Consider the following 23,964-nt stretch of genomic DNA (forward strand, 5'->3'; position numbering starts at 1 on the left):
GGTTGATCTAGGTCAATCCCAGTTTGGTCGGTTCGCCCTATGGTAGTCTGATGGACAATAACACGCAACTCCGCAAACTGGGTTTGTTCGACGCCAAAGTGCCGCGCTATACCAGTTACCCGCCCGCCACGAAATTTTCGAATGACGTGACTTCGGAAAGATTCGCATCATGGATCCAAGGGTTGCCCGAAGCTGCGCGCATTTCGGCCTATATCCATGTGCCATTTTGCAGACGCCTGTGTTGGTTCTGTGCCTGCCGCACACAAGGGGTACGCTCGGACGAGCCGATCATTGCCTATCTGGCAAGCCTAAAACAAGAAATCACCAATCTCTCTGCACTCCTCCCAAAGGGAGTGAAACTGGCGCGATTGCATTGGGGCGGCGGCACGCCCACCTTGCTGAGCCCTGCACAGATGACAGATCTCGCAAGCCATTTGCAAACTGTGCTTCCTCTTGATGAGAACTATGAATTCTCGGTTGAGATTGATCCAAACGAAATAGATGACGCGCGCCTTGATGCATTGGTGGCCGCAGGAATGAATCGCGCTTCAATCGGGGTGCAAGATTTTCATTCCGAAATTCAAAACACAATTGGCCGCCTGCAAACATATGATGTGACAAAAGCTGCGGTGGATGCCATCCGCGCGCGTGGGATTACTTCGCTGAATGCAGATATTCTATTCGGCCTGCCTCATCAGGATGCAAAGCGCATCGCAGAAACTGTTCAAATGCTGCTCTCGCTAAGCCCTGACCGCGTGGCGCTTTATGGCTATGCCCATGTGCCATGGATGTCCAAGCGTCAATCCATGATCCCAACCGATGCTTTACCGACACCCGAAGAACGGCTTGCCTTGTTCGATGTCGCGCGTGAATTGTTTATGTGGGATGGATATCAGGAAATCGGGATCGACCATTTCGCTCGACCCGATGACAGCTTGGGCCGTGCCGCGCGTGAAGGTCGTCTGCGGCGCAATTTCCAGGGTTACACAGATGACACCTGCGATACGCTGATTGGGTTAGGCGCTTCGGCTATTTCGCGCTTTCCACAAGGCTATGCGCAAAACGCCTCAAGCACCGCCGAATATCAAAAAGCCGTCCGTGCAGGCGCATTGGCCACAGGGCGTGGTCATGTCTTCAAAGGAGAAGATCGGCTCAGATCCCGACTGATCGAAGCCATCATGTGCGATTTCCAAATCGACCGCGCCGAAATTTTGGGGAATTTTGAAGTCGCGCCCGCAAGTCTTGAGGCCCTGCTTCAAAGCACGGCGCGACAGTTTCCCAATATGGTGTCAGTCACGCAATCTGGTTTCTTTATTCATCCAGAGGGGCGCCCCCTGACCCGCATGATCGCGCGCGCTTTTGATGCTTATGAAATGCGCAGCGAAGGACATTCTTCAGCCATCTAATGGCTCAGAACAGCCCGCAGCAGCGATTGCGTATAAGGGTGGGCGGGTGCATCAAAGACCTGCGCCGCCTCACCCATCTCGACCACATCGCCTGATTTCATCACCAAAATCCGATGCGCTAAGGCGCGCACAACACGCAGATCATGGCTGATGAACAAATAGGCCAGCCCCTTTTTTGCTTGCAGATCGCGCAACAATTCCACGATTTGAACTTGCACGGTCATATCAAGTGCCGATGTTGGTTCGTCTAAAACGACAAGCTTTGGATTAAGCACCATCGCACGCGCAATTGCGATGCGCTGTCTTTGACCGCCCGAAAATTCATGCGGGTAACGATGCATCATGGCTGGATCAAGCCCCACCTCTTGCAACATCTCAGCCACGCGCTCTTGTCGCGCGGATTTGCTTTCAGGGTGATGGATGCTCAACCCCTCGGCAATGATTTGTTCAATCGTCATGCGCGGGCTAAGCGAGCCATAAGGGTCTTGGAACACAATCTGCATATCGCGGCGCAAGGGTTTCATTGCCGCGCTTTTCAAACCTTGAATGTCTTGCCCCTCTAGACGGATCGGCCCTTGTGACGAGATCAAGCGCATCAGCGCAAGCGCCAGCGTGGTTTTACCTGATCCCGACTCGCCCACGATGCCAATTGTCTCCCCCGCGCGGATTGAGAGAGTGGCGGCGTTGACCGCCTTCACATCCCCCACTTTGCGGCGCAGCAGCCCCGCAGTGATTGGAAACCAAACACGCAAGGCGTCACATGCGATCACTTCGGGCGCATCTTTCGCCACAGGGGCAGGCGCTCCCGTGGCCTCAGCCGCCAAAAGCTTTTGGGTATAAGGATGCTGAGGCGCCCCAAAAACATCCGCTGTTTTGCCCTGCTCAACAATTTCGCCCGCTTGCATCACGCAAACCCGATCCGCGATTTTGCGCACAACGCCGAGATCATGCGTGATGAACAAAAGGCTCATCCCTTCGGATTTTTTCAATTCGGCCAAAAGATCAAGGATTTGCGCCTGAATGGTGACATCAAGCGCAGTGGTTGGCTCATCTGCGATCAAAAGATCAGGCCCGTTGGCCAAGGCCATTGCAATCATCACGCGCTGCCGTTGTCCGCCTGACAATTGATGCGGATAGGCCCCGAGCCGCGCCGCAGGATCAGGGATACCAACCTTTTCCAAAAGCGCGACACTGCGCGCCCGCGCCTCTGCACCGCTCAGGCCCTGATGCAGGCTCAGCGCCTCGCCCAGTTGCTTTTCAATGGTATGGAGGGGGTTCAGCGATGTCATCGGCTCTTGAAAGATAAAGCTTATGTCATTGCCCCGAACCGCGCGCAGCCGCGCCTCAGGCGCGCCGATCAGGCCTTCGCCGCGATAGCGCACCTCGCCCGATACTTCGGCCGCATCAGGCAAAAGCGATACAGTAGAAAGCGCGGTCAAAGATTTGCCTGATCCAGACTCGCCCACCAAAGCAACAGTTTCCCCTGCCTCGATGTGAAAAGACACACCGCGCACCGCCTCGATCCGCCGCCCATCTTGCTGAAAGGTGATGCGTAGATTTTCGACCGACAGCAGGCTCATTGGAACGTCTTTCTGGGGTCGAACGCATCGCGCACCCCTTCGAAAATGAACACCAACAGCGACAGCATGATCGCAAAGGCAAAAAACGCCGTGAAGGCCAGCCATGGTGCTTGCAGGTTGTTTTTGGCCTGCAAGGTCATCTCGCCCAAAGACGGGGCGGATGAGGGCAAGCCAAAACCCAAGAAATCTAGCGCAGCCAGTGAACCAATCGTGCCCGTGACGATAAAGGGCAGCATAGTCAGCGTGGCCACCATCGCATTTGGCAACACATGGCGGAACATGATCACACGATCCGAGACGCCAAGCGCACGGGCCGCGCGCACATATTCGAAATTGCGGGCGCGCAAAAACTCGGCCCTGACAACCCCGACTAAGGATGTCCAACCGAATAAGACCATCAAAAACACCAAGAGCCAGAAATCCATGGTGAAAATCGCGGCAACGATGATGATGATATAAAGGCTTGGGGTCGCGCCCCAAATTTCGATCACACGCTGGAAAATAAGATCAATCACGCCGCCAAAATAGCCCTGCACCGCCCCCGCCGCGATTCCGATCACCGAGGCCAGCGCGGTGACGATCAGCGCGAATGTCACTGAAAGACGGAACCCGTAGATCACACGCGCCAAAACATCCCGTGCGGTGTCATCCGTGCCAAGCCAATGGTTCCCATCAGGCGGCGATGGGGCCGCGCGCCCGATATCGTTGACGGTATTGTAGCTATAGGGAATGGGCGGCCAGAGGAGCCAGCCCTTTGCAACCTCTACGCCATCAAACCGCCCTGTGGTTTGAACGGTTTCAATCACGCCTTCTGGATCATCCCAACAGGCGTCTAACCCGCCCGAGATAATCAGACATTGCACTTCAATATCGCGATAAACCGCCTCGGTGCGGAAATCGCCGCCAAACTCTGTCTCAGGGTAAAAGTTGAAAATAGGCGTGTAATAGCCGCCCTGATATTGCACCAAAATCGGTTTATCATTGGCAATGATTTCTGCGAATAGGCTAATCCCGTAAAGCACAAGAAAGATCATCAATGACCAAAGCGCGCGGCGGTTAGCCTTGAAATTGCGCCAACGGCGCTGGTTAAGAGGGGAGACCGTGATCATGCGCTCACACCTCCCGCGTTTCAAAATCAATGCGCGGGTCGATCCAAACATACATCAGATCCGACAAGATCCCCACGACCAGACCAATCAGCCCAAACACAAAAAGCGTTCCGAAAATAACGGGGTAATCACGGCTGACTGCCGCCTCAAAGCCCAAACGCCCCAACCCATCAAGGGAAAAAATGGTCTCGATGATCAGTGAACCACCAAAAAATACCGACACAAAAACCGCGGGAAAGCCCGCGATGACAATCAGCATGGCATTGCGGAACACATGCCCATAAAGCACCCGCCCCTCCGACAGCCCTTTTGCCTTGGCTGTCATGACATATTGCTTTTTGATCTCATCCAAAAAGCTGTTCTTGGTCAAAAGCGTAAGCGTGGCAAAAGCTGCAATGGTCGAGGCGAGCACAGGTAGGGTGATGTGCCAGAAATAATCCCCGATCTTACCCAAGAGGCTCAGATCTTCCCAATTGTCCGAAGTCAGACCACGCAGCGGGAAAATCTGAAAATAACTGCCCCCCGCCAACAAAACCAACAGCAAAATCGCAAACAGAAACCCAGGGATCGCATAGGCCACGATGATCAACCCGCTTGTCCAAGTATCAAAGCGGCTGCCATCGCGCACCGCTTTACGGATGCCAAGGGGGATCGAGACCAAATAGGCAATCAGGGTCGACCACAGCCCCAAGGTGATGGAGACAGGCAATTTCTCGATCACCAAATCCACCACAGAGATTGAGCGGAAATAACTGTCGCCAAAATCAAAGCGCAGATAATCCCCCATCATAAGAAAAAACCGTTCCATCGCGGGGATGTCTTCGGCCACACATTCTGGCGCACGCAACGAAGGGGTGCCCGTAAACCCATCTTCGCAAACAAGGCGCGCGAAGTTAAATTCTAGCTTCAGCTGATCCAAAAATTGCGGCGGCAAGCCGCGCGCGCCTTGGTAATCGCTGCCGACCTGCTCCATCTGCGCGCCTGCGTCACCGCCGCCGCCAGAAATGCCTGCGAATACATCCCCTTCCCCCTCAAGCTGTGCGATCACCTGCTCAATCGGCCCGCCTGGCACGAATTGCACAAGGGCGAAATTGATCACCATGATCCCCAATAATGTGGGGATCATCAGCAAAAGACGTCTGAGGATATAGCTTGCCATAAAGCTTACAACACGCCTTGTTCTTTGAGCGCGGCTTCAGCCGCGGGATCAACCCACCAGAAATCGAGGAAGCCAAGATCATAGGGCGGCAGCGTGTCGGGATAGCGATAGATGTCATAATAGGCGACCCAATGGTTGGGGTTATACCATTGCGGCACGCGGAAGACATGGGCACGCAGCACGCGGTCAAGCGCCTGCACGGCGGGGGTCAACTCCTCCTGCGTTTCAGCATCGACCACTTTTTCGATCAAGGCATCGACACCCTCATCAGCCAAACCCATGACGTTAAAGAGTGACTCATCCGCCCCAAGCGACCCAAAATATTGGCGCAACCCTGATCCCGGCTCAAAGCCCATGGGGAAGTGATCCGTGATAATGTCAAAATCCGCATCTCGTTGCCGCTGCTGCAATTGCGCAGGGTCAACGCGGGTCAAAATGGCGTTCACCCCAATCGCCTGTAGGTTTTCGACATAGGGGTTGATGATCCGATCAAACAACGGACTGGCATTCAGGAATTCCACATCCAATGTCGCGCCATTCGCGTCACGCAGCATCCCGTCATCACCAACGACCCATCCCGCCGCCTCGAGCAAGGCAGAGGCACGGCGCGCAGCGCGGCGGTCGAGACTGCGATCTGGGTCAGAGGGCGGGGTGGCAAAGGCATCTTCGCTAAAGACCCGTGCAGGCAGTTGATCCCGCAATGGGTCCAGCAGCGCCAACTCAGCCTCAGATGGCAGGCCATGCGCGGCTAAATAGGTGTTTTCCCAGAAACTCGTATTCGGCGCGTAAAGTCCATAAAACAAGGTCTGGTTCGTCCATTCAAAATTGAACATCAACGCAATCGCTTCGCGCACACGCGGGTCAGCGAATTTTTCACGCCGCAAATTCATCGCAAAACTTTGACCCGAAGTGATAGACCCATCATGCAATTCTTCGCGAATAATGATCCCATCATTCAGACGCGGGAAATCATAGCCTGTGGCCCAAGTTTGGCTGCTGGATTCTTGACGGAACAGGTAATTGCCCGCCTTAAACCCCTCAAAGGCGGCAATCGCATCGCCATAATATTCAATTCGGATGCTATCGAAATTGTTCCGCCCGCGATTGATGGGCAGATCATTTCCCCAATAGTCCCGATTGCGAACATAGACCACACGTTGACCCGGATTCGCTTCGCCCAAAACATAAGGGCCAGAGCCGATTAGGGGCGTGAGGCGGCTGTCTTCAAAGGCCAAACCTGATGCCTCATGGCTCGCACGGCTGAAAACGGGCAAGCCACCCGCCGCCTCAATCCGCCCCCGCAGCGGGCTTTCGGGATTGAAAGTGAATTTGATCTCGCGCGGGCCCAAAACCTCCGCACTTTCAATGGTCATGGGCAGAGATGCACGGAAGGATGGCAAACCCTCATCGCGCAGAATTTCGTAAGAGAACAGCACATCATCCGCGGTGACAGGCGTGCCATCTGAGAATTGCACCTCTGGCCTTAGGGTGAAAATCACATAGTCACGGCTCTCAGGAAACCGCATGGTTGCGCATAAAAGACAATAAGAGGCGCCGATTTCATCCGCCGTGCCTGTCAGCATGGATTCAAAGAAAATCGAGGACAAAACCGCCGAATTACCCACGCGCGTGTAAGGGTGCAGCGAGTCAAACGTGCCTGAGGGCCACGAAAAGGACATCTCCCCACCCTGTGGCGCGTCTGGGTTCACATAGTCGAGATGCTCAAAATCCGCCGCGTATTTTGGTGTTCCGAAGGTAGATATGGCGTGGGTTTCGATCAAGTCTTGCGCCAATGCCTGCGTGACACCCATGCCAATTATCACGGCCCCCATCAGGCCCGTTGCCAAGGATTTCGGCACCATCCGTCTCTCGTGCATCGCAACCTCCCGACCCTTATCTCTGCGTGCGCCCATGCAGGGCGATTTGTCATTTCCTAATAACTTAGCGATCACACAGCAAAGAACCAGACCCCATGAAGTTTGCGCGCGAATCTGTGAATGAAAAAAGCCGCCCCTGACAGGGCGGCCTTCTGAAAAATACAATCTCTCGAGACGAGCTTAGTTGCCGATGGTCGCGAGATAGGCAATCAGGTTTGCGCGGTCTTCGACCTTGCGCATCCCGTTATAGGCCATGGCGGTGCCAGGTGCATATTCGCGAGGTGCTTCCAAGAACCCATTGAGGTTCTCTGGTGTCCAATCGCCTTCCAAGGCGCGGAGGCCATCCGAATAGTTGAACCCGTCAACCGAATGCTTTGCGCGGCCAACAACGCCATAAAGATAGGGGCCTACACCATTGGCGCCTTGCTCCAGCGAATGGCAGGCCTGACACTGGCGAAACAGGCCTTCACCCGCGCCCGCATCTGCGGCGGCGTATACATCGGCAAAGGCAACCTCAACCACCTCTTCGGCAGGTTCGGCGCTACCGGCATCGGCCACTTCAATCGGATAGCCGCTAACGTGTTCTTCACCATGGCTTGCAGTGCCAACGGAATATAGCCCGTCACTGGCCCAACCAGCGAGGAGAAGTGCAAGCAGGGCTGCGCAAAGCGATGCGCCTGCTTTCGTGATGGTCATTGTATCAAACATGTCGTTCCCGTTCTCTAGCCCGAGTTGAGGGCTATCTATCTTCTTCCAACATAAGATGGCAAGGTATAGGAAGCGCGACAGAACGCCCATCTGAAAGATTTATTATGACTGCCACCGCAAACCCACGCCGCATCGCCTTTCAAGGAGAGCTTGGTGCCTATTCTCACCAAGCCTGCCGCGAAGCACGCCCCGATTGGGATGTGCTGCCCTGTGCAAGCTTTGAGGAAACGATGGATGCGGTGCGCCAAGGCGATGCTCAAGCCGCGATGGTGCCGGTAGAAAACACGACTTATGGCCGTGTGGCCGATATTCATCGTCTGCTGCCTGAAAGTGGCCTTTATATCGTGGGCGAGGCCTTTGTGCGCGTTCACATCAATCTTTTGGGTGTCAAAGGCAGCCAGATTTCTGACGTAAAAGAGGCGTGGTCGCATCTGGTTCTTTTGCCGCAATGCTCGAAATTCTTGAAAGAAAACAACATTAAAGGCTGTGTAACCACCGACAATGCCCGCGCCGCGCGCGATGTTGCTGCATGGGGCGACAAAGCCAAGGCCGCGCTTGCCTCGGAACTTGCTGCTGAAATCTATGATCTCGATATTTTGGCCCGTCATATCGAAGATCAAGACAGCAACCGCACCCGTTTCTTGATCATGGAGCCAAAGGCCGATCTGCGCCCACGCGCGGAACATATGATGACCACCTTCGTTTTTCGCGTGCGCAACATCCCTGCGGCGCTTTACAAGGCTATGGGCGGCTTTGCGACCAATGGCGTGAACATGACCAAGCTTGAAAGCTATATGGTTGGGGGATCTTTTTCGGCGACACAATTTTATGCCGATATCGAAGGGCACCCCGATGATCGCGCCGTGCAATTGGCCTTGGAAGAGTTGGAATATTTCACCAGCGAGTTGCGAATCTTAGGCAGCTATCCCGCTGATCCTAGCCGCGATTACGGGGCCTAATCCGCCCTTGCATTGCCATCGCGCCTCGCGCAAGGTTTGCGCCGACACAAGATTTGCGCGAGCGCCCCTCACATGAACCCCCTTCGCGGCATTGCCCTGAAAATCGCGTCTGTATGCGTTTTCGTGGGGATGGCATCGTTGATCAAAGCCACCTCTGACCATGTGCCGCCGGGTCAGGCCGTCTTCTTTCGATCATTTTTTGCGCTGCCTGTGATCATCGCATGGCTGTGGATGCGACATGAATTGTCAACCGGCCTGCGCACAGTCTCGCCCTTGGGTCATGTTTGGCGTGGGGTTGTGGGCACCAGTGCGATGGGGCTTGGGTTCGCGGGGCTTGGCCTTTTGCCATTGCCCGAAGTAACCGCGATTGGATATGCCGCACCAATTTTGGTGGTTGTTTTTGCCGCCATGTTCTTGGGCGAAGATGTGCGGCTTTTTCGCCTGAGCATGGTGGCTTTGGGGATGCTTGGCGTGGTGATTGTTCTCTCTCCGCGCCTCAGCCTTGGCGGCGCTGACACCACCCATGCCGAGGCGCTTGGCGCAATGATTGTTTTGATGAGCGCGGTATGCGCCGCCCTTGCACAGGTGTTTGTGCGCAAAATGGTTGCAACCGAAACCACATCGGCCATCGTTTTTTGGTTCTCAATCACGGCGACCTTAATGTCCCTTTTGACCCTACCATGGGGGTGGGTCATCCCTGCGCCCCGCGACGCGATACTCTTGATCTTGGCGGGCGTTTTAGGCGGCGTGGGTCAGATTCTGCTCACCTCAAGCTATCGCGAAGCCGATGCTTCCTTGATCGCGCCGTTTGAATATAGCTCAATGCTCTTGGCGCTTGGGGTGGGCTATATCATATTTGACGAAATCCCAAGCACGACCATGTTGGTGGGTGCGGCCATCATCATCACGGCAGGCATCGCCATCATACTAAGAGAACGGCAATTGGGCATAGAGCGCGCCCGTCAACGCAAGGCCATGACGCCGCAAGGCTAAACCTAGCCCAAGGAGGCGCGATATTCCGCCTCGACCTCATTGCCACGGCGCACCAAATAACCCGTCATCCGTTGCAAAACGCGGCCCCGCGCAAGTTTCAAAGATTGGATCACAAGCCGCGCACTTAACGTGGTTGGCTTCAACTCCAAGGTCGCGCTGACACGCGACATTTGCGGATTGATGCCTTGAAAGCGCAGCTCATAGATCGTCTGCATTCCCCCGATTTGGCTTTCAATCACCATCACCTCTTCGTGGATGAAATTCGTGATTTGCGAAGAAACAGGGCGCGCGCGGCCGCGCAATTTGATCTCACCTGACCAGCCTGTGCCTTTGCGGGGCTGCAACCACCCGCCTTCCCGCACGAGCTTAGCGCCGCGTCCCGTCAAATCGGCTTCGATCTGCGTAAAATCGCAAAACCGCTCGAACACAAGTTCAAGCGGGGCATCAATATCTTCGGTCGCTTTGAATTTCATAGCTGATCACCCCAATGCTATACGCCGATCTTTTACGCGCTGTGAAGGCAGGGCGTCTGGCCAAAGACCACCCCAGTCGCGCACCGTTTGCAGCCTATATGAACCGATCTGCGAGCCAGTTTTCCAGCAAAAACCGCGCAATTGCACCTTTGCGCGGCGAAGATATTTCTGGGTGTGACCCACAAAAGACATCCATCGCCTCTTGGCGGCTTAACCATCGCGCATCATCCAATTCATTTGGATCAACCGTGATCTTTGTGCTTGTGGCGGTGGCTAGGCAACCGAACATCAAAGAGTTGGGGTAAGGCCAAGGTTGATTGGCAACATAGCGCACTTCGGATGTGGTGATCCCCGCTTCTTCTAACACTTCGCGGCGCACGGCGGCCTCGATTGTCTCACCAGGTTCGACAAACCCTGCGAGTGCGGAATACATCCCTTCGGGCCAACCATGCGAACGCCCCAACAAAATTTGATCGCCATAGGTCACAAGCATGATCACCACAGGATCCGTGCGCGGGAAATGCGAGGCGCCACAGGCGGGGCATTTGCGCTGCCACCCGGCCTGCACCATCTGCGAAGGGCTGCCACATTTGGCGCAATAGAGATGCGAACTGTGCCAATTCAACAAAGCACGGGCTGCTGCTGCCAATTCTGCTGCGCGTGGAGTCAGGGTGATCATAATGCGGCGCAATTCCAAAAACACAGCGCCCTCGGGCGCATCTGGATGAGCCTGCTCGGACAGATCAACAAAGGAGTTCAAGCTGACCCCTTCTGGCAATTCAGGGTCCCAATTGCTTAGCTCTTGCGCAAAATAGGCCACCCCATCCTCGGACAGCCCCAAAAACAACCGCGCCTCCTCTGCGAGATCGCGCAAAAGCGGTGCGTCTTTTGGCAAAAAGCACAAGGACGCCAGACCCGTGTTGGCATCGCGCCGACATAGCACCTTGCCGCGCCACAGAACCAAGATATGCGCCTTTGCGATTTGCCCCAATTGCTCAGGATCATCCCGCAAATGCGCCGCACGATCTAAATTCGATCCACCAAAGGTGACGGCAGAGGCAGTTGGTAAAAGGGGCATGTGATGTGATCCTTGCTTCGCGCCCGAACCTTACAGAGACGTGAACGGGGTGCAACAAGAATGGGATTGCGCAGAACTACCCTTATGGCTGTATGATGCCCCCATCATAAGGGGATGAGATTTGGCTGCGGGACAGATCATCACAAGGACGGCGCGGTCCGCGCGTCTGAAGGTCACGCTTTTTGCGACCACCGATTTACACGCTCATCTGACAGAATATGACTATTTCCACGACACCCCCGACCCCACCCGCGGGCTTGATGCTTTAGCCCCGCTGATTGCACGATTGCGTGGCGCTTTTCCCAATTCTCTGCTGCTTGATAACGGGGACACATTTCAAGGAACCCCGTTGGGGGATTTGGCCGCCCGTGAGGCAGGGCCGCACCCAATCGTTGCAGCAATGAATGCGCTGCAATATGATGCAATGGGGCTTGGCAATCACGACTTCAATTATGGGCTAGACTTCACCCAAGCCATCGCCAAGGGCGCGAATTTTCCCGTGGTCCTGTCAAATGTCGAAGGTATTGCTGCACCCGCGGGCCTTGCCAAGTCCCACATGCTCACCCGCAATTTCCGAGATGAAATGGGTCGCAGCCACGAAATTAAAATCGGGCTTTTGGCCTTGGTGCCGCCACAAATCCTGCAATGGGATCGCGCCCTTTTGAAAGGCCGCGTCACAGTCACCCCCATCGCCGAGCAAGCTGCCATCACCGCGCGCGCCCTTAAATCTGACGGGGCCGATATTGTTGTGGCCCTTTGCCATAGTGGAATCGACCGCAACGGCCATGATCCTTCAGGCGAAAATGCTGCCGCCGCGGTGGCGCGCATTCCTGAAATTGACGCGCTGATCTTTGGCCATACGCATCGTCTTTTCCCCGATCCAAAATTAGCCGCAAGTGAACCCCTGCCCGCCTTAGACCATTACCGCGGGCGCATTCATGGCAAACCTGCCGTTCAACCCAAATTTTGGGGCCGTGGCATTGGACTGATCCATCTCACCCTCGCACAAGATGGCGATGCGTGGCGGGCGATAGAGGGCCATGCAGCCCATCACATGCTGCGCCCAAAAGCGGTCGCAAAACCACCGCAAACCCCAATTCATGACCGCGTCATAGCCCATATTCGGCGCCCTCTTGGGCAAACTGAGACGCGGCTGACCAGTTATTTTTCGATGATTACACCGTGCGCGATTGGCACGCTTTTGGCCGATGCACAGCGCAAGGCCGCCGCCCATGCTTTAACCGAGATCGGCGCGGAAGACCTGCCCCTGCTATCGGCGGTTGCACCTTATAAGGCGGGCGGACGGGCGGGCCCTGATCATTACATCGACATCGCCGCGGGTGATTTAACGCGCAAACACGCGGCGGAAATTTGCCTTTATCCCAACAGCCTTGAGGTGGTCGAGGTGACGGGTGCCGATGTTATTGCATGGCTTGAACGCAGCGCATCGGCCTTTGTGCAGATCACAGGGCATGGCAGGCCCGAACTTATTGACCCGCGCGCAATGAGCTATAATTTCGACACGCTCTATGGCCTGAGCTATGAGATCAACCTCGCCCAACCCGCCCGTTTTGACCCCGAAGGTGTCCTGAAAAACCCACATGCAAGACGGATTGAGAACATATCCTATCAAGATGCGCCGCTGAGTTCAGAAACGCGGTTTCATGTCGCCACCAACTCCTATCGGGCAGGCGGGGGCGGTCATTTCACCGCACCCGCGCGCGGAATAGCAAAATTAGGGGGTATGGCACCGATGCCCATTGAAGAGATCCTCTGCGCCTATCTTAGCACGCAAAGCCCCCTTGCGGTGACGCCTAAGCAGGTTTGGCGCTTTACGCCCCTAAACGGCGCGAAGGCTCTATTCACCACATCCCCTACTGCGCGGGAGGTCGGGAAAGAGCGCGATTTGAAGGGTCTGGCCTATTCTGGCGTCTCGGCCCAAGGGTTCGCACAATTTGAAATCACGCTGTAGCCTGCATTTTTTCTGCAGCCCTTGCACCAAGAGCCAAGATTGACTAATTGAAGGGTTGAGAGGTTGGCGCGGACAGGCTCCTCGCCAACCCGGTCAGATCCGGAAGGAAGCAGCCGTAACGAGTCCCGCTTGGGTCGTTGTCCAGCCTCTCACCTTTCCCCTGCAAATAAGTGTCACCTGAACCCTTGCGGCGATGCCCAAAACCAACCAAGCTGTGGCTTGGGTTACGGAATTTCGGGGAATAGGCTGCAATGAATCGCTTTCGCTGCACCGATCTTGCATTGGTCGAGGCGCTGCCCATGCGTTTTTATCCAAAGCTGCGCACGGGCCATGTTTTGAACAATGCAAGCGCCAAGTTTGAACGTCACAGTCAGCATAATCCAAAAGGTCTGATGCCGCTTGGTGCCTATTCCTACAGCCATTCCGTTTTTAATGCGGCTTGGATTGGGCGATATTGCTCGATCAGCGAAAATGTCCGCGTCATGGGGGCCAGCCATCCGCATCATTGGGTGACAACCTCGCCTGTGCAATATCAACCCCGCAGGCGGCGGATGTTTGACCTACCCCCCTTGCCTGACTCTGCTCGGTATGATGGCGCGGCACGGCCTGTGCGCATCGGTCATGACGTTTGGATTGGCCAAGATGTGCTGCTGCGGGATGGTATATCCATCGGCAATGGCGCGGTGATTGCAGCGGGTTCTGTGGTGACGCGCGATGTGGCAGATTACATGATTGTTGGCGGCAACCCCGCCCGCGTCATCCGTCCCCGTTTTGCACCTGAGATTGCAACGCGACTTCTACGCAGCGCGTGGTGGGAGAGCACCCCAGAAACATTATCTGACCTGCCTTTTGATGACCCTTTGGCGTTTTTGGATGGGTTCGAGGCAAAACCCGCCCCATCTGAAATGCCCGATGAGCGGCGCACCATATGGGACTGGTCGGGGATCACACCGCCCGAAGCGTGATGACCTTAGCTGCCCCCACCATAAAGGCCATTCACAAGTGAAGCCCAAATAAAATTCCCCGCCATTGCGAAGAAAAGGGCCACGCAAAAATAGAGGGTCAGCCCATGCACCAAATAGCGCATCCGCCCCAAGGCCCCTTGGCGCCATAACCAAATGCCCGCGGCGGTTGCGGGCAAATGGATCAACACGAAGATCGACACCACCGATAACGGGATGGCCCGAAACCCGCCCTCAACAAGAGCGGCCCATAGATGAACCATCGCGACAAAGACGCTGGCTAGGATCAAAAACAGGAATATCAAAAGCCGTGATCTATCGCTCATCGCGTCCCCGCTTGCTTTGCGCGCAGGAAGCGGTTGCCGCGCCGCTCATCTGCGCCTAGTTTGCTAATAACCCTGCAGGCAGGGCGCCGTTCTGCCAAGCAAAAACCGTCAAGAGCCGTTGGAAAACCCTATGACCCAAACCACCGATCAAGCCTATCAGGTGCTTGCGCGCAAATATCGCCCCGCAAGTTTCGCCGATTTGATCGGGCAAGAGGCCATGGTGCGGACACTGAAAAACGCGTTCGCTGCCGATCGCATCGCGCAAGCCTTCATTATGACAGGCATTCGCGGCACAGGGAAAACGACCACCGCACGAATTATTGCTAAAGGCCTAAACTGCATTGGCCCTGATGGTGCGGGCAAGCCCACGACTGAACCCTGCGGGCAATGCGAACATTGCACCTCTATTGCCGAAGGGCGCCATGTCGATGTCATGGAAATGGACGCGGCTTCGCGCACTGGCGTGAATGACATCCGCGAGATTATTGAAAGCGTCAATTATCGCTCTGCCAGCGCGCGCTATAAGATTTACATAATTGACGAGGTTCACATGCTGTCGACCAGCGCGTTCAACGCGCTGCTTAAGACATTGGAAGAACCGCCTGCCCATGTGAAATTCATCTTCGCGACCACAGAGATTCGCAAAGTGCCTGTCACCGTATTGTCGCGCTGCCAGCGGTTTGATCTGCGCCGCATCGAGCCTGAGGTGATGATCACGCATTTGCGCAAAATCTCGGATCTGGAAAAAGCCGAAATCACGGACGAAGCCTTGGCCCTGATCACGCGCGCGGCGGAAGGGTCTGTGCGCGATGCGCTCAGCCTTTTGGATCAGGCAATTTCCCATGGCGCAGGCGAGACCAGCGCGGAACAAGTGCGCGCGATGCTCGGCCTTGCAGATCGCGGGCGTGTCATGGATCTGTTTGAGATGATCATGCGCGGCGATGCCAAGGGTGCATTGGATGAATTGGCCACGCAATACGCTGATGGCGCTGACCCAATGGCAGTTCTGCGGGATTTGGCCGATATCACTCATTGGCTGTCGGTTGTGAAAATCTCGCCCGAAACCGCGGAAGACCCCTCTATTTCTCCTGATGAGCGCAGCCGCGGGATGGCGCTATCGGGGGATTTGCAAATGCGCGCCTTGTCGCGGATGTGGCAGATGCTGCTGAAGTCGCTTGAGGAAGTGGCCTTTGCCCCCAATGCGATGATGGCCGCCGAAATGGCCGTTATCCGCCTGACCCATGTGGCCGAATTGCCAAGCCCCGATGATTTGATCCGTAAGCTGCAATCCACAACACCGCCCCCTGCCGCACCACCGCGCGGGCCAGCCCCCACACAAGGCGGATCGCATGGCGCCCCCGCGCGAGGCTCAAGCCTTCCAAGCAGCACAGGCGGCACAAATGGCGCGCCGCAAGCGGCCCTTTCCGAGGCCCCAGAGGCCCTACTGGCCCGATACCCGACTTTTGAGCATGTGGTCGCATTGATCGAAGAAATGCGCGACATCAAATTGTTGGTTGAGGTTAAGACCACTTTGCGCTTGGCCTCCTATCGCGCGGGGCGCATTGAATTTGAACCTACTGACCGCGCGCCCGAAGATTTGGGGCCACGCCTTGGCCAACGCTTGACGCAATGGACAGGGACAAGATGGGTGGTCTCGGTCGTCTCCTCGGGCGGCGCACCCACCATCGAAGAACAAGCGAATGCGGAGCGTGCCGAGCTTGAAAAAGAGACCAAAGACCATCCGCTGATGCAGGCCGTCCTCTTGGCCTTTCCACACGCCAAAATTACAGATATTCGCAGTCACACAGATATTCAGGCCCATGCTGCGGTCGAGGCCTTGCCCGAGATCGAAGATGAATGGGATCCGTTCGAAGACGATTAACCACAAAGGATGATTGATATGCTCAAAGGCCTTGGCGGTCTTGGCGATATGACCAAGATGATGAAACAGGCGCAAGAAATGCAGACCCGCATGGCGGAAATGCAAGAAAACCTGCACACAATCCGTGTCACAGGGGAAGCAGGCGCAGGCCTCGTAAAGGCCATAGCCAGCGCCAAAGGCGAATTGGTGGGTTTGGATATCGATCCCTCCATCTTTAATGGGGATGACAAGGAAGTGGTCGAAGATTTGATCTTGGCCGCCATCAAAGATGCGCAAGCAAAAGCCTCTGATCGCAGTCAGGAAGAATTGCAAAAAATCACTGCTGAGCTTGGCCTGCCAGCAGGCATGAAGCTGCCCTTCTGATTTCGATGAGCGAAGGCGCGCGCCAAATAGAGGAATTGATCGCGCTGATGGCGCGCTTGCCTGGTCTTGGGCCACGCTCGGCACGGCGTGCGGTTTTGCACATGATCAAAAAACGCGCAGGCCTGATGACACCCTTGGCGCAATCCTTGGCCGAAGTGGCCCGTGACGCGCGTGAATGCCTCTCTTGTGGCAATATCGGAACCGATGAGGTCTGCGCAATTTGCACCAACCCCAAGCGGGGCAATGGCCAAATCTGCGTGGTCGAGGATGTCGCCGATCTTTGGGCGATGGAACGCGGCCGCGCCTTTGGCGGACGTTATCATGTCTTGGGTGGCACGCTATCGGCACTAGACGATGTTGGCCCTGACGATCTGCGTATCCCGCGCCTTATTGAGCGGGTCGCTAGAGATGGAATTGAAGAAGTGATCCTTGCGCTGAATGCCACCGTTGATGGTCAAACCACCGCCCATTACATTGCAGGCGAACTCGCCCCAATGGCGCGCGAAGGACACGTGAAAATCACATCACTGGCGCAAGGTGTGCCCATCGGGGGCGAATTGGACTATCTTGACGATGGCACGATTTCCGCGGCGTTGAGCGCGCGGAAATCATTTTAACCTAAATCCCAAACCTAAGCGGTCGTTTTACAGGTCAGGGCATATGCATGCCTCATGCGCATCCACGCGCCCCTCGACCATATGCGCAATCCCCCACACGCATCAGGTCGAGGGAAGTGGGATCAGAGCCCGTCAATGCAGACATATTTGGTATCAAGATAATCTTCGACACCTTGGCTGCCGCCCTCTTTGCCAAGGCCCGATTCCTTGACGCCGCCAAAGGGGGCCTCAACCGTGGTGATCATGCCAGAATTGATCCCGACCATGCCATATTGCAAATCTCGATCAAGGCGCATCGCGCGCGCCAAATCGGAGGTGTAGGCATAAGCCGCAAGGCCAAAGCGGGTGTTATTGGCCATATCAATCCCGTCTTGATCTGTCTCAAATTTGAACACGGGCGCAACAGGGCCAAAGATTTCTTCCTGTGCAAATTCCATGTCGGCTTTGGCCCCTGTCAAAACCGTTGGCTGAAAGAATGTGCCGCCCAATTGATCCCGCATGCCGCCTGTGGCCACAGTGGCACCTTTGGCTTTGGCGTCTTCCACAAAGCCCTCGACCTTTTTCAACGCCGCTTGATTGATCAACGGCCCTTGGGTCACGCCCGCATCCATGCCATTTCCAAGTTTCAGCGCGCGGGTTTTCTCAACCAGTTTCGCCACGAATTCATCATGCACACCTGCCTGCACAAAAACACGATTGGCACAAACGCAGGTCTGACCAGAATTGCGAAACTTAGAGGCCATTACCCCGTCAATCGCACGATCCAGATCAGCATCGTCAAAAACGATGAATGGAGCATTCCCCCCCAATTCCATAGAGACTTTCTTGACTGTATCAGCTGACTGGCGGATCAATAATTTGCCCACATTGGTCGAGCCCGTGAAGGTCACTTTGCGCAATTCAGGGCGGGCCATCATCGCCCGACCAATGGCGGGTGCATCCCCCGTGACGATGTTAATCACCCCTTTGGGATAGCCCACATCCTCGGCCAAAGCTGCCCAAGCCAAGCCTGAATAGGGGGTTTCTTCCGAAGGCTTCGCGACAACTGTGCAGCCAACCGCCAAAGCAGGCGCAAGTTTGCGGGCCAGCATCGAGGAGGGGAAATTCCAAGGCGTAATCATACCCACAACACCCACGGGGTGCTTTGTTACCAAAATACGGCGGCCATTGACGCCTGCGGGAACGATCTCGCCTTTCACACGGCGGGCCTCCTCTGCATACCACCGCAGATATTGCGCACCGATGGCAATTTCGCCCTTCGCTTCTGCCAAAGGTTTACCCATCTCGCGGGTCAACAATTCGGCCAAACTGTCTTGGTTATCCATCAGCGCATCGTGCAATTTCCACAAAAGCGCCAAGCGTCCCATCAAGTCCATCGCTGCAAAAGCGGGAAAAGCTGCATGGGCTGCATCAATCGCGCGCATGGTTTCTGCTTGGCCAGATTTTGGAATTTGCCCAATCACCTCGCCCGTGGCGGGGTTTGTAACATCCAAGGTAGCACCATCATCCGCGCCCACCCATGCGCCTGCGATGTAATTCGCCTCGCGCATCCAGTTTTTCCAATCTGCCATGCTCCTCGCTCCTTTCTTATTCAGGCTTGCGCCCCCATCTTGCGCGCCACATCCAACATGCGCGCAGAAAATCCCCATTCATTGTCATACCACCCAAAGACGCGCAGCATCCCGCCTTTGGAGCGTTTGATCTGATCCCCTTGCACGATCAAAGACTCGGGGCGCGCCCGAAGATCAGTCGAGACAACAGGCGCCTCGGTATAGCCTAAGATCGGCCCTTTGGCTGCGCGCAGGACATCGCGCGCCGCCTCAACCGATGGTCGCTGCTCGGTGATAACCGCCAAATCGATACAAGAGACACTTGCCGTTGGCACCCGAATGGCCGAGCCTGTGATCCGCCCCGCAAGATGGGGCAGCACAAGATCAATCAACTTTTCCGCACTGGTCGTTGTGGGCACCATCGACAAGGCCGCCGCACGGGATCGCACCAAATCCCCCATCGGCATATCCACGGTGGGTTGGCTGCCCGTATAACAATGCACTGTCGTCATCAAAGCCGTCTCGACCCCAAAGGCCTCATCGAGAACCCGCATCAGGGGGGCTGTGGCATTGGTGGTGCAAGATGCGTTCGACACAATGCGCGCTTCGGGCACTAAGGCCGCATCATTCGCCCCCAAGACCAGCGTCACATCAGCATCAACGGAGGGGCCAGAAATCAGCACCCGTGCGGCACCTGCGCGCAAACCTGCCTCGGCAATCCGCCGATCCATGGCGCGCCCTGTGCATTCCATCAGAATATCCACCCCCGCAAGGGGCAGCGCCGCCAGATCAGGCTCGCAGGTAAAGGCAATCGGGCGTCCATCAATCACCAATGCGCCATCACCGCAGGTCACCTCGCCCGCGTAAGGGCCAAAGACGCTGTCATATTCGAACAGGTAAGCGCAGGTCTTGAGAGGGGCGATGTCGTTGATGGCGACAATCTCAACCTCGGGCCAACCGCCCTTAAGCCACGCGCGCAGCACGGTGCGCCCAATGCGACCAAAGCCATTTATTGCCACACGAATGGGGGCGGTCATGATGCCGAATCTCCTGATTGCTGTGAGGGGGCGAGTGATGCATGCCCACCGCGAAGGTGCAAGCATGCATCAGCGGATTGGATCAAACAGCGCCTCACGCAAAGAACAATCGCGCCCCATATCGGCAGGGCAATCACGGGGCTCTAAATCGCGGGTCAGACAAATGCGCAGTTCTGCGATGCGACCTGCGCGGCAGGTGGTGACAACACCAGCGTCACTGAAATCGGGATTGGCTTCGCGGAGCGCGTCCTCCACCACTTCGGCTGGCAGGCGGACAGGCCGATTAAGTTGGGTCAAAACCGCAGGCACAGTCACCGCCGCATAAGCGCGGCGCGATAGGGCGAAGTAATCCTCAGCAGGCAGGCCAGAACAGACCCCATGCTTACGCCATTGGTGCCACGCAAGGCCTGAGCTTCCCATGATATCAACCATGCCTGCCGTCAACGCATCACTTGGGCCGCGCGCGGGTGTTGAGCAATAACTGGGCCACCCCTCCTCATATTGTGGCCAAAGCCCGTGCAAGGTGAACCCATGGCCTGCGCCCGTCTCGCATTGAGCCGCGCCACGCTCATCCCCCTCAATCTCGCACCATGTTGAATTCCAACTGAGGGCTAAGACATAAAGGTCAAACACCCCCGCCTGATCGGCCCGCGCAGGGAGTGCCGCGCCACATAGTGCAAAGGCCAAAAGCCCCGCACGCATCAATCTGCACCCCATCTCGCGTTTCCCTCTTTCCTTGCGCCAATCGCTGTCTTATATAACGGGCAACTTCCCCGAAATCGAGGAATTGCGGCCCCCGCCGCAGCGTTGTTTCAGCGCCCGCCCGATTGCATCCGAAAAGGAGCTAAAAATGACAAAACCCATCATGGCAAAAGCCACCGCCGTTTGGTTGGTGGATAACACCACGCTCAGCTTTAAGCAGATCGGCGATTTCTGCGGGCTGCATGAATTGGAAGTGCAAGGGATTGCAGATGGTGACGTAGCCACAGGCGTCAAGGGTTTTGACCCGATTGCCAATAACCAGCTCGACCAAGACGAGATTGATCGTGGCGAGAAAGACCCCGCGCATAAGCTTAAGCTGAAGCATAACCCCGCCGCACTGGGCGAGGAAAAGCGCCGTGGCCCACGCTACACGCCCCTGTCCAAGCGTCAGGATCGTCCTGCTTCAATCCTTTGGTTGGTCAAATTCCACCCAGAGCTGTCCGATGGCCAGATTGGCAAATTGGTTGGCACCACCAAACCAACCATCCAAGCGATCCGCGAACGCACCCATTGGAACATTTCCAACATCCAACCAATCGACCCTGTTGCGCTTGGTCTGTGCAAGCAGTCTGAATTGGATGCCGCCGTGCAATCAGCCAACGCGAAACGCGCCAAAGAAGGTCTGGTTATGACCGATGATGAGCGCCGTAAATTGGTCTCGACCGAACAAAGCCTTGCAGGTGATCCAGAGCCCAAAATGCCAAGCGCGATTTCAGGTCTTGAAACATTCAGCCTCTCAGGCAATGCGTCTGCCGCCGATGAGGACGGGGACGAAACAGAAAAGACCTATGATGCGGACAGCTTCTTTAACCTGCCAGATGATAAAGACGAAGACGACAAATAATCAGGCGTTATAACGCCTGCCCTCTGAAAACCGCGCGACCTCAAAGGTTGCGCGGTTTTTTTTAATGCAAAGGCACGCCAACAGGATCAAGCAGGCTGCGCCCACCATCCACGCAGAGAACTTGCCCTGTAACAAATCCCGCCCCATCCGAGGCAAAAAATTGGGCCGCACCCGCCACCTCGCGCGCCGAAGCAATGCGGCCAAGCGGTGTGTGGCTTTGGATGTCTTTGCGCTTCAATTCATCTTCTGCCAAACCCGCTTGAAGGCTCGCGGACATCACCGACCCAAAAGACACCGCATTCACACGAATACGATTTGGGGCGAGGGACAATGCCAAAGACCGCGTAGATTGCTCAAGCGCCGCTAACGACACCGAATAGCCCATCAAATCAGGATGGCTGCGCATCGCAGCGATGTTCGAGATATTCACAATCGCGCCGCGCGTCTCATCATCGCGGTCATCCCCTTCGGCTTGGGCAATCATCTTTTTTGCAACGGCTTGGCTCAGGCGCAGCGATGTAAACAGGTTTTGCTGCAACATTTGCTCAATGCTGGTATCGGCAGGATCAAACGGGTCCGTTGGTATGATCTGGCGGCACGCATTGACCAAAATATCGACCCGATCAAAGGCATCAATCGTGGCCGAGATCAAATTGGCCACTGTCAGCTTTTCGCTCAAATCTCCCGCAAAGGCGCGAATATTTGGCGCGCGCTCATCATCTGAGGCGCCACATTCATCAAAAAGCCGCTCCTCATCGCGATCTGTAAACACGACATTCGCGCCAAGGTCAGAAAAATGACGCGCAATCGCAAGGCCAATCCCATTGGCGGCCCCCGTCACAATCGCAGTTTTCCCTTGGATGGATAAAGACATTCCAAAAACCCCTTTGCCGATCATCGCGCGGATCGCGCAGCTTTCGGTTTCCCAGCTTGATAGAGCTTGTAGCCCTGCATCTCGGCCAACATGCGGCCCGTTGAAAAATTCGCCTTCAGCGCCGATTCATAGGGCAGGTGACGATTTGCGACCATTAAAAATTGTCCCGAAGGCTTAAGCAGGCGACTTGCCGCCGAAATAAACGCTTGCCCCAAGGCAGGATCAGCCGCGCGTGATGTATGAAAAGGCGGATTGCACAAAATCGCATCATAAAGTGCATCAGGCTTATATGCAGTCGCGTCTGCCCAGAAAAAGCGCGCGCGCGGATCATCGACATTCTGATGGGCGGCCTCAAGCGCCGCGTGATCGGCCTCAATCAAATCGAGGGTTTCAATACTATCCTGTTCATCCAGAATATGGGCGGCGATATATCCCCAACCCGCCCCAAGATCAGCAACGCGTCCCTTAAGTTTAGGGGCCAGTGCAATCAGTATTTCCGATCCTTGATCTGGCCCATCCGCAGAGAAGCTGCCAATTGGCACGATATGGCCATCTTCGGTTTCCGTGGCGCAGCCAACCCATTCCGCGCAGGTTTGGGGCAGGACATCTGGGCGCGCGAACCAAATCAATTTGCCATGCGATTTTGAAAAAACTTCTACGCCGTCAAAGGTTGATTTCAGGGCCTTGAGGATCGATTCAATCCCGATGGTTTTCGCCCCGTCCACCATCAAAATACCACCCTTGCGCAATGCCATCAGTGATTGTGCGATCCGCGACAGGGTCAATTTTTTTGATTTATGGGCAGCAACCAAGGCCAGATCAAACGCGTCCACCGCATCGGCTGGCAGATCAGGATGCACTTCAATTCCACGGGCCGCAACGCGGGCATAATCGGGGTAAAACCCTTGCACAGCCAACAGACGAGCCTGTCCGAACACATCAAGTTGCATATCGCCCGTGGCACCATAAATCAAAACCGCCGAAAGGGGCGGCAAGCTGAGCGCTTTTTGCTCAAGCGCGGAAATCCATCTGTCTGGGGTCATAAGCGGCGGCGGGACTGGGGATCAGTCCTCTTTCTCCATGGTGCATTGCAACGGATGCTGATTGCGGCGCGCGAATTCCATCACCTGCGCCACTTTCGTTTCGGCGATCTCATAAGAGAAGACACCCACAACGGCCACCCCTTTTTTATGCACAGTCAGCATAATCTCGACCGCCTGCGCGTGAGAGATGCCGAAGAAGCGCTCAAGAACGTGAACGACAAACTCCATCGGGGTATAGTCATCATTCAAAAGCAGCACCTTATACATCGGGGGCCGCTGCGTTTTTGGTTTTGTTTTGGATATAACGGTGGTGTCGTTTTCCTCCACAGGAGGTTTCGCCATCATCGTCAAGCCATCGCGCCGCATATCTACTCCAAAACTGGCCATCTG

At 55.7% G+C, this 23,964-nt stretch carries 23 protein-coding genes and 1 other RNA gene; 10 read left to right on the forward strand and 14 right to left on the reverse strand.

All coding sequences use genetic code 11. From position 1 onward, the window contains the following. Positions 1-50 precede the first annotated feature (50 nt). Complete coding sequence (gene hemN, locus AAC620_RS10475; protein WP_340244828.1) at positions 51-1,406, forward strand: oxygen-independent coproporphyrinogen III oxidase; 1,356 nt, start codon at positions 51-53, stop codon at positions 1,404-1,406. On the opposite strand, the gene AAC620_RS10480 is transcribed toward hemN, so the two are convergent. The 5 genes from AAC620_RS10480 to AAC620_RS10500 form a co-directional block, all read right to left on the reverse strand. After that, positions 1,403-2,986 (reverse strand): ABC transporter ATP-binding protein, encoded by a 1,584-nt coding sequence (locus AAC620_RS10480; RefSeq protein WP_340244830.1) that lies wholly within the window; start codon positions 2,984-2,986, stop codon positions 1,403-1,405. The two genes, hemN and AAC620_RS10480, sit on opposite strands and share 4 nt — an antisense overlap. Next, positions 2,983-4,092: an ABC transporter permease gene (locus AAC620_RS10485; protein WP_340244952.1), complete on the reverse strand. Its 1,110-nt coding sequence runs from the start codon at positions 4,090-4,092 to the stop codon at positions 2,983-2,985. The genes AAC620_RS10480 and AAC620_RS10485 overlap by 4 nt, the downstream gene beginning before the upstream one ends. A gap of 7 nt (positions 4,093-4,099) precedes the next feature. Next, positions 4,100-5,254, reverse strand: a complete 1,155-nt coding sequence (locus tag AAC620_RS10490) for a microcin C ABC transporter permease YejB (RefSeq protein WP_317656530.1) — start codon at positions 5,252-5,254, stop codon at positions 4,100-4,102. 5 nt (positions 5,255-5,259) lie between these two features. Beyond that, a complete protein-coding gene (locus AAC620_RS10495; protein WP_445322462.1) occupies positions 5,260-7,167 on the reverse strand; it encodes an extracellular solute-binding protein in 1,908 nt (635 codons plus the stop codon). A 144-nt stretch (positions 7,168-7,311) separates the two neighbouring features. Continuing rightward, the gene (locus AAC620_RS10500) at positions 7,312-7,827 is read right to left on the reverse strand and encodes a c-type cytochrome (protein ID WP_445322463.1); all 516 of its coding nucleotides are present in this window, start codon (positions 7,825-7,827) and stop codon (positions 7,312-7,314) included. A gap of 116 nt (positions 7,828-7,943) precedes the next feature. Here AAC620_RS10500 and AAC620_RS10505 point away from each other — a divergent pair, with 116 nt between their 5' ends. Then, positions 7,944-8,798, forward strand: a complete 855-nt coding sequence (locus AAC620_RS10505) for a prephenate dehydratase (protein WP_340244834.1) — start codon at positions 7,944-7,946, stop codon at positions 8,796-8,798. A gap of 72 nt (positions 8,799-8,870) precedes the next feature. After that, on the forward strand, positions 8,871-9,791 hold the full coding sequence (locus tag AAC620_RS10510) for a DMT family transporter (RefSeq protein ID WP_340244836.1): 921 nt from the start codon (positions 8,871-8,873) through the stop codon (positions 9,789-9,791). A 2-nt stretch (positions 9,792-9,793) separates the two neighbouring features. On the opposite strand, the gene AAC620_RS10515 is transcribed toward AAC620_RS10510, so the two are convergent. After that, positions 9,794-10,264: a hypothetical protein gene (locus AAC620_RS10515; protein ID WP_340244838.1), complete on the reverse strand. Its 471-nt coding sequence runs from the start codon at positions 10,262-10,264 to the stop codon at positions 9,794-9,796. Between the two features lie 94 nt (positions 10,265-10,358). Continuing rightward, positions 10,359-11,342 (reverse strand): NAD(+) diphosphatase, encoded by a 984-nt coding sequence (gene nudC / locus AAC620_RS10520; RefSeq protein WP_340244840.1) that lies wholly within the window; start codon positions 11,340-11,342, stop codon positions 10,359-10,361. 121 nt (positions 11,343-11,463) lie between these two features. On the opposite strand from nudC, the gene AAC620_RS10525 reads away from it, so the two are divergent. From AAC620_RS10525 to AAC620_RS10535, 3 genes are all read left to right on the forward strand, one after another. Beyond that, a complete protein-coding gene (locus AAC620_RS10525) occupies positions 11,464-13,314 on the forward strand; it encodes a bifunctional 2',3'-cyclic-nucleotide 2'-phosphodiesterase/3'-nucleotidase (protein ID WP_340244842.1) in 1,851 nt (616 codons plus the stop codon). A 56-nt stretch (positions 13,315-13,370) separates the two neighbouring features. Next, positions 13,371-13,469, forward strand: an RNA gene (gene ffs, locus AAC620_RS10530) — signal recognition particle sRNA small type. Positions 13,470-13,565: 96 nt separating this feature from the next. After that, the gene (locus tag AAC620_RS10535) at positions 13,566-14,279 is read left to right on the forward strand and encodes a CatB-related O-acetyltransferase (RefSeq protein WP_340244844.1); all 714 of its coding nucleotides are present in this window, start codon (positions 13,566-13,568) and stop codon (positions 14,277-14,279) included. A 5-nt stretch (positions 14,280-14,284) separates the two neighbouring features. Here the strand turns inward: AAC620_RS10535 and AAC620_RS10540 are convergent, their stop codons facing one another. After that, positions 14,285-14,602: a hypothetical protein gene (locus tag AAC620_RS10540; protein ID WP_340244846.1), complete on the reverse strand. Its 318-nt coding sequence runs from the start codon at positions 14,600-14,602 to the stop codon at positions 14,285-14,287. A gap of 130 nt (positions 14,603-14,732) precedes the next feature. On the opposite strand from AAC620_RS10540, the gene AAC620_RS10545 reads away from it, so the two are divergent. The 3 genes from AAC620_RS10545 to recR are packed head-to-tail and all read left to right on the forward strand — an operon-like array spanning position 14,733 to position 17,464. Next, complete coding sequence (locus AAC620_RS10545; protein ID WP_445322464.1) at positions 14,733-16,484, forward strand: DNA polymerase III subunit gamma/tau; 1,752 nt, start codon at positions 14,733-14,735, stop codon at positions 16,482-16,484. 18 nt (positions 16,485-16,502) lie between these two features. Continuing rightward, on the forward strand, positions 16,503-16,847 hold the full coding sequence (locus AAC620_RS10550; RefSeq protein WP_340244848.1) for a YbaB/EbfC family nucleoid-associated protein: 345 nt from the start codon (positions 16,503-16,505) through the stop codon (positions 16,845-16,847). 5 nt (positions 16,848-16,852) lie between these two features. After that, positions 16,853-17,464 carry a recombination mediator RecR gene (gene recR / locus AAC620_RS10555; RefSeq protein ID WP_340244850.1) on the forward strand — a complete coding sequence of 204 codons (612 nt, stop codon included), beginning with the start codon at positions 16,853-16,855 and terminating at the stop codon, positions 17,462-17,464. Positions 17,465-17,586: 122 nt separating this feature from the next. Here the strand turns inward: recR and AAC620_RS10560 are convergent, their stop codons facing one another. The 3 genes from AAC620_RS10560 to AAC620_RS10570 form a co-directional block, all read right to left on the reverse strand. Beyond that, positions 17,587-19,035: an NAD-dependent succinate-semialdehyde dehydrogenase gene (locus AAC620_RS10560; RefSeq protein ID WP_340244851.1), complete on the reverse strand. Its 1,449-nt coding sequence runs from the start codon at positions 19,033-19,035 to the stop codon at positions 17,587-17,589. A 20-nt stretch (positions 19,036-19,055) separates the two neighbouring features. Further along, complete coding sequence (locus AAC620_RS10565; RefSeq protein WP_340244853.1) at positions 19,056-20,051, reverse strand: type I glyceraldehyde-3-phosphate dehydrogenase; 996 nt, start codon at positions 20,049-20,051, stop codon at positions 19,056-19,058. Positions 20,052-20,120: 69 nt separating this feature from the next. Next, positions 20,121-20,768: a ribonuclease T2 gene (locus AAC620_RS10570; protein WP_340244854.1), complete on the reverse strand. Its 648-nt coding sequence runs from the start codon at positions 20,766-20,768 to the stop codon at positions 20,121-20,123. A 133-nt stretch (positions 20,769-20,901) separates the two neighbouring features. Here AAC620_RS10570 and AAC620_RS10575 point away from each other — a divergent pair, with 133 nt between their 5' ends. After that, complete coding sequence (locus AAC620_RS10575; RefSeq protein ID WP_340244855.1) at positions 20,902-21,657, forward strand: DUF1013 domain-containing protein; 756 nt, start codon at positions 20,902-20,904, stop codon at positions 21,655-21,657. Positions 21,658-21,718: 61 nt separating this feature from the next. On the opposite strand, the gene AAC620_RS10580 is transcribed toward AAC620_RS10575, so the two are convergent. The 3 genes from AAC620_RS10580 to clpS are packed head-to-tail and all read right to left on the reverse strand — an operon-like array spanning position 21,719 to position 23,919. Next, the gene (locus AAC620_RS10580) at positions 21,719-22,531 is read right to left on the reverse strand and encodes an SDR family NAD(P)-dependent oxidoreductase (protein ID WP_317656550.1); all 813 of its coding nucleotides are present in this window, start codon (positions 22,529-22,531) and stop codon (positions 21,719-21,721) included. Between the two features lie 20 nt (positions 22,532-22,551). Continuing rightward, the gene (locus AAC620_RS10585) at positions 22,552-23,574 is read right to left on the reverse strand and encodes a methyltransferase (RefSeq protein ID WP_340244859.1); all 1,023 of its coding nucleotides are present in this window, start codon (positions 23,572-23,574) and stop codon (positions 22,552-22,554) included. Between the two features lie 21 nt (positions 23,575-23,595). Further along, the gene (gene clpS / locus AAC620_RS10590) at positions 23,596-23,919 is read right to left on the reverse strand and encodes an ATP-dependent Clp protease adapter ClpS (RefSeq protein ID WP_317656706.1); all 324 of its coding nucleotides are present in this window, start codon (positions 23,917-23,919) and stop codon (positions 23,596-23,598) included. Positions 23,920-23,964: the final 45 nt, after the last annotated feature.

Origin of the sequence: Roseobacter sp. HKCCA2468 (assembly GCF_037805105.1) — a bacterium.
Classification (GTDB): Bacteria; Pseudomonadota; Alphaproteobacteria; order Rhodobacterales; family Rhodobacteraceae; genus M30B80.

What these genes read in the sequence shown, in the direction of transcription:
- clpS (WP_317656706.1), bottom strand. Translation starts at nt 23,919, where the DNA reads ATGATGGCGAAACCTCCTGTGGAGGAAAACGACACCACCGTTATATCC.
- AAC620_RS10515 (WP_340244838.1), bottom strand. Translation starts at nt 10,264, where the DNA reads ATGAAATTCAAAGCGACCGAAGATATTGATGCCCCGCTTGAACTTGTG.
- AAC620_RS10550 (WP_340244848.1), top strand. Translation starts at nt 16,503, where the DNA reads ATGCTCAAAGGCCTTGGCGGTCTTGGCGATATGACCAAGATGATGAAA.
- AAC620_RS10580 (WP_317656550.1), bottom strand. Translation starts at nt 22,531, where the DNA reads ATGTCTTTATCCATCCAAGGGAAAACTGCGATTGTGACGGGGGCCGCC.
- AAC620_RS10540 (WP_340244846.1), bottom strand. Translation starts at nt 14,602, where the DNA reads ATGAGCGATAGATCACGGCTTTTGATATTCCTGTTTTTGATCCTAGCC.
- recR (WP_340244850.1), top strand. Translation starts at nt 16,853, where the DNA reads ATGAGCGAAGGCGCGCGCCAAATAGAGGAATTGATCGCGCTGATGGCG.
- AAC620_RS10480 (WP_340244830.1), bottom strand. Translation starts at nt 2,986, where the DNA reads ATGAGCCTGCTGTCGGTCGAAAATCTACGCATCACCTTTCAGCAAGAT.
- AAC620_RS10495 (WP_445322462.1), bottom strand. Translation starts at nt 7,167, where the DNA reads ATGGGCGCACGCAGAGATAAGGGTCGGGAGGTTGCGATGCACGAGAGA.
- AAC620_RS10560 (WP_340244851.1), bottom strand. Translation starts at nt 19,035, where the DNA reads ATGGCAGATTGGAAAAACTGGATGCGCGAGGCGAATTACATCGCAGGC.
- AAC620_RS10570 (WP_340244854.1), bottom strand. Translation starts at nt 20,768, where the DNA reads ATGGGGTGCAGATTGATGCGTGCGGGGCTTTTGGCCTTTGCACTATGT.
- nudC (WP_340244840.1), bottom strand. Translation starts at nt 11,342, where the DNA reads ATGCCCCTTTTACCAACTGCCTCTGCCGTCACCTTTGGTGGATCGAAT.
- AAC620_RS10575 (WP_340244855.1), top strand. Translation starts at nt 20,902, where the DNA reads ATGACAAAACCCATCATGGCAAAAGCCACCGCCGTTTGGTTGGTGGAT.
- AAC620_RS10585 (WP_340244859.1), bottom strand. Translation starts at nt 23,574, where the DNA reads ATGACCCCAGACAGATGGATTTCCGCGCTTGAGCAAAAAGCGCTCAGC.
- AAC620_RS10505 (WP_340244834.1), top strand. Translation starts at nt 7,944, where the DNA reads ATGACTGCCACCGCAAACCCACGCCGCATCGCCTTTCAAGGAGAGCTT.
- AAC620_RS10565 (WP_340244853.1), bottom strand. Translation starts at nt 20,051, where the DNA reads ATGACCGCCCCCATTCGTGTGGCAATAAATGGCTTTGGTCGCATTGGG.
- hemN (WP_340244828.1), top strand. Translation starts at nt 51, where the DNA reads ATGGACAATAACACGCAACTCCGCAAACTGGGTTTGTTCGACGCCAAA.
- AAC620_RS10510 (WP_340244836.1), top strand. Translation starts at nt 8,871, where the DNA reads ATGAACCCCCTTCGCGGCATTGCCCTGAAAATCGCGTCTGTATGCGTT.
- AAC620_RS10500 (WP_445322463.1), bottom strand. Translation starts at nt 7,827, where the DNA reads ATGACCATCACGAAAGCAGGCGCATCGCTTTGCGCAGCCCTGCTTGCA.
- AAC620_RS10490 (WP_317656530.1), bottom strand. Translation starts at nt 5,254, where the DNA reads ATGGCAAGCTATATCCTCAGACGTCTTTTGCTGATGATCCCCACATTA.
- AAC620_RS10535 (WP_340244844.1), top strand. Translation starts at nt 13,566, where the DNA reads ATGAATCGCTTTCGCTGCACCGATCTTGCATTGGTCGAGGCGCTGCCC.
- AAC620_RS10545 (WP_445322464.1), top strand. Translation starts at nt 14,733, where the DNA reads ATGACCCAAACCACCGATCAAGCCTATCAGGTGCTTGCGCGCAAATAT.